Source organism: Pedobacter sp. 01T416_2, from assembly GCF_056398925.1.
Window position 1 is genome coordinate 1 of sequence record NZ_JBFTQI010000476.1, and the last position, 4,649, is coordinate 4,649.

General features: G+C 38.7%; 4 protein-coding genes and 1 riboswitch. Of the genes, 3 read left to right on the forward strand and 1 reads right to left on the reverse strand.

Going from position 1 to position 4,649, the window contains the following annotated elements:
* A riboswitch (SAM riboswitch) is annotated at positions 1-106 on the forward strand. This riboswitch is flagged as partial in the annotation.
* A gap of 263 nt (positions 107-369) precedes the next feature.
* From AC1DPQ_RS18370 to AC1DPQ_RS18380, 3 genes are all read left to right on the forward strand, one after another.
* Positions 370-1,701, forward strand: coding sequence for an O-acetylhomoserine aminocarboxypropyltransferase/cysteine synthase family protein (locus AC1DPQ_RS18370; protein WP_477610470.1), 1,332 nt, complete (start codon positions 370-372; stop codon positions 1,699-1,701).
* Between the two features lie 45 nt (positions 1,702-1,746).
* Complete coding sequence (locus AC1DPQ_RS18375; RefSeq protein WP_215127335.1) at positions 1,747-2,844, forward strand: homoserine O-acetyltransferase family protein; 1,098 nt, start codon at positions 1,747-1,749, stop codon at positions 2,842-2,844.
* Between the two features lie 132 nt (positions 2,845-2,976).
* Positions 2,977-4,221 (forward strand): homoserine dehydrogenase, encoded by a 1,245-nt coding sequence (locus tag AC1DPQ_RS18380; RefSeq protein WP_477580492.1) that lies wholly within the window; start codon positions 2,977-2,979, stop codon positions 4,219-4,221.
* A 78-nt stretch (positions 4,222-4,299) separates the two neighbouring features.
* Here the strand turns inward: AC1DPQ_RS18380 and AC1DPQ_RS18385 are convergent.
* Positions 4,300-4,649, reverse strand: a 350-nt coding sequence (locus tag AC1DPQ_RS18385; protein WP_477610471.1) for a hypothetical protein, incomplete at its 5' end; no start/stop codon positions are given.

Sequence of the window (4,649 nt, forward strand, 5' to 3'; positions counted from 1 at the left end):
ATAAAGAAGTGGCGAGAGACTGGCTCGATGACCCACTGGCAACCCTCAGAAAGAGAAGGTGCCAATTCCTGACCGGATAACATGGTGTTATTTGGAGATATAAATTAGAACTGATGAAAACATTAAATCTTCAATCGCTAAGCGAACCCAGTACAGACCTTAAAAAGGTAGAACAAGCTTCTATTTCTTTTATTTGTTGTGATATGCGTGCGTTTACTTGTATGTGCTGTTGCATACAGTAATTTAAAAATCTTCCTTTTTTGTTTCTTTCAAATTGGAAGGTCCCGGGAAACCGGGATACGCCCTGCTAGGTTTTAGGATTATCCTAATTTCTGCTATCTAATCACATCAACTAAAAAAATAGAAATTATGTCAACATCATATAAATTTGAAACTTTACAACTGCACGCTGGCCAGGAAATAGATCCAACAACAGGATCAAGAGCTGTTCCTATTTACCAAACCACTTCTTATGGTTTTAAAAATGCAGAACACGGCGCCAATTTATTTGCCTTAAAAGAGTTTGGTAATATCTACACCAGGATCATGAATCCAACCAGCGATGTTTTCGAAAAACGTATTGCCGCTTTAGAAGGTGGCGTGGCAGCTTTAGCAGTCGCATCGGGGCAAGCCGCTCAATTTATCGCACTAAATAACATATTGGAGGCTGGTGATAGCATCGTTTCTTCATCTCACATTTACGGCGGAACCTATAATCAATTCAAAGTAGCTTTTAAGCGCTTGGGTATTCATGTCGATTTTGCAAATCCAGATGTACCTGAAGAATTTGAAAGTAAAATAACCGATAAAACAAAAGCAATCTTTTTAGAAACCATTGGCAACCCTGCATTTAGTGTGCCTGATTTCGAAAAAATTGCCGCAATTGCAAAAAAATACGATCTACCATTAGTGGTCGACAATACTTTTGGTGCAGGAGGTTATTTGTTTAAACCATTGGAACATGGCGCCAACATTGTTGTAGAATCTGCAACTAAATGGATCGGCGGGCATGGAACAAGTATTGGCGGGGTTATCGTTGACGGTGGAAATTACAACTGGGGCAATGGGAAATTCCCTCAATTCTCTGAGCCTTCAGAAGGTTATCATGGTTTGGTTTTCAGCGATGTTTTTGGTATCGGCGGACCATTTGGTAACATCCAGTTTATCATCCGTGCCCGGGTAGAAGGATTAAGAGATCTGGGACCTGCCCTATCGCCTTTCAATTCTTTTCTTTTATTACAAGGATTAGAAACTTTATCACTCCGCGTTCAGCGCCATGTAGATAATGCGTTAGAATTGGCAACCTGGTTAGAAAACCATCCACTAGTTAAAGAAGTTCAGTACCCTGGCTTAGCCAGCAGTAAATATAACAACCTGGCTAAAAAATATTTAAGCAATGGTTTTGGCGCAGTTTTGTCTTTCGAATTAGCTGGAAGCAAAGAAAATGCATCACAGGTAATTGATAACTTAAAACTGGCGTCGCACCTGGCCAATGTGGGTGATGCAAAAACGCTGATCATTCAGCCTTCTGCCACAACGCACCAGCAATTAAGCGAAACAGAGCAATTAGCAGCAGGAGTAAAACCGAATGCACTGAGGGTTTCGGTAGGCATTGAGCATATTGATGATATTAAAGCCGATTTCGAACAGGCATTTGCAACCATTAATGCTACAGTTCCCGCAGAGAATTTACAAGCCTAAACCCTAAACCCCTTTATGGGCTTTTAACAACAACAACATTACAAAATGCATAACAGTAAAAACGATAATGTAAAATCCACTTCAGGGAATTTTGCATCAACATATAGTTATAACAAACAGTTTAAATTAGAGAGCGGAAAAAAGATCCGTAACCTGCAAGTTGCTTATCAAACTTATGGCAAATTAAATGCAAATAAAGATAATGTAATTTGGGTTTGCCATGCACTTACCGCCAATGCTGACGTTTTTGAATGGTGGGAAGGTTTGTTCGGCGAAAATGCTTTGTTCAATCCCGAAGAGCATTATATCGTTTGCGCTAATGTTTTAGGCTCGCATTACGGCAGCACAAATCCATTAAGTACTAATCCCGTAACAGGCTTACCTTATTACCTTTCGTTTCCGCAGTTTACTATCCGCGATTTAGTATCGGCACACCAGTTATTGGCTTCGCATTTAGGCATTGATTATATTAAATTATTGATCGGAGGTTCTTTAGGCGGACAGCAAGCTGTTGAGTGGAGTATTTCGGAGCCGAATAAAATTGAAAACCTGATCTTGATTGCGACTAATGCAGCCCATTCTCCATGGGGAATTGCTTTTAACGAAAGTCAGCGTTTGGCCATTACTACCGATAGAACTTTTTATGCCAACCAGCCAAACGGTGGCAGCAAAGGTTTAAAAACAGCCCGTAGCATTGCACTTTTAAGTTATAGAACCTACAGTGCTTACGGCAGTACACAGGTAGAAAGCGTAAACGATAAAACCGACAATTTCAGATCCTCTTCTTATCAGAATTATCAGGGAGAAAAACTGATTAACCGTTTTAACGCCTACAGTTATTATTATTTAACCAAAGCAATGGACAGCCACAATGTGGGCCGTAACCGCAAAAGCATTGCTGATGCACTAAAATTAATTACGGCAAATACTTTGGTAATCGGGATAGAAAATGACGTTTTGTTTCCTTTATCGGAGCAAAAATACCTGGCCGATCATATCCCAGGAGCAGAATTTAGTGCCTTGCACTCAGATTATGGTCACGATGGATTTTTAATCGAAACAGATGCCTTGACTAACGTAATTGGAAACTTCATCAAAGAAAGCCGGAATAAAAAAATAATCAAACTACAGCATACCGCCTAGAGAGGTAAAAGGTAGAGGGTGTAAAGGTTGAAGGTGAAAAACTGGGTACCATAATAAAATTTAAAATAAATCACAAAATAAGAACAGCTATATCGGTGTAATCCATCTATCTGTGTAATCACAAAAATAACAATGAGTAAGAATTTAAAAATCGGTTTATTTGGTTTCGGTGTTGTAGGACAAGGTTTATTGGATATTATCCAAAGCCAGAACCTAAACCTGGAGATCATTAAAATTGCAATAAAAGACCCAAGAAAGAAGCGTACCCTTAATAAAGATCTGTTCACCACTGATCGCAACGAAATACTGAACAATACAGAGATCAATACAATTGTAGAATTAATTAACGATGCCGATGCTGCTTACGAAATTGTAACCACTGCATTAAAAAACGGTAAAAACGTAGTTTCTGCCAATAAAAAAATGATCGCCACACACTTAAAAGAGCTGGTTGATTTACAACAAGAGTATGGTACTTCTTTATTGTACGAAGGGGCCGTTTGCGGCAGTATTCCAATTATCCGTAACCTGGAGGAATATTACGACAATGAATTATTCCATGCTTTGAGTGGAATTTTTAATGGCTCATCTAATTACATTTTGTCGAAAATATTTAATGAGAACCAAAGTTACGACTCGGCTTTAAAAGAAGCACAAGATTTAGGTTTCGCAGAAACCGACCCGATTTTGGATGTGGGGGGCTACGATCCGAAATATAAACTGGCTATTGCCACAGCACACGCATATGGTTTATTTGTAAATCCAGATGCCATTTTAAACATCGGTATACAGAACCTTTCTAACCACGACATTAAATATGCGCGTGAGAAAAACTTTAAAATCAAATTGGTTCCTACGGCACGTAAAGTGAATACAAAAGATATCGTAACTTATGTACTACCGAAGCTGGTAGCTAAAGATGATTTCCTTTACAACGTAGAAAACGAGTACAATGCAGTTGCAGTTCAGGCGGCTTTTGCTGATAAACAATTTTTCTACGGTAAAGGTGCCGGAGGCCACCCTACTGGTGCTGCTGTACTTTCTGACATTGCTGCCTTGCGTTACGATTACCGTTACGAGTATAAAAAATACCACTCAGAAAATGGCGTAAAACATACGGAAGAAATTTTATTGGAGATTTACCTACGTTATGCGGATGAAGATCTGATTACACTGTTAGAATTTGACAACATCAGCGAACGTTATGCTGCAAGCAGCTATAAATATGTGGTTGGAACAGTTAAGTTGGAGAGTTTAATTAAGAACCGCGACTTGCTTTTGGATGAATCTGTTTTTGTGGCTTACACAGGCAGACAGATATACAAACAAGAGCAATTGAGTGAAAATGTATTTGCCCAGGAATTGGCAAGCCTATAATTTATTTTTAAGGTTAATTTTTTTATTTGTTTTGTTGTTAAGCACAAAGGTCGGAGCGAGTCCGACCTTTTGCGTTAATTACTTTACCTTAATGTATTTTTCGATAATCACCCGGTCTACCCCTGCTTTTTCTACCTTCTCAATGCCTTTCTGAATCAAAGTATCTTTATGGATAGCGAGTTTAAACTTAAAAGTTTTGCCTTCCCAATCTTTGTTTTTATAATATTCTAAATGCTCGGTATAATCATCTTTATCCAGTACATAACTTCCTCCACCAGCATCAAAACTGCTGGTATCTTTAGGATTAAGGCTGTGTTTTAAGAATGCAAAATGTGTGTTATTAAACATCTTGATCATTTTCAGCTTGCCGGAATAATCTGTTGTTTGGCTAGTTCCATTTTCGATGGTTGTAGCCGAAACTAACTGCC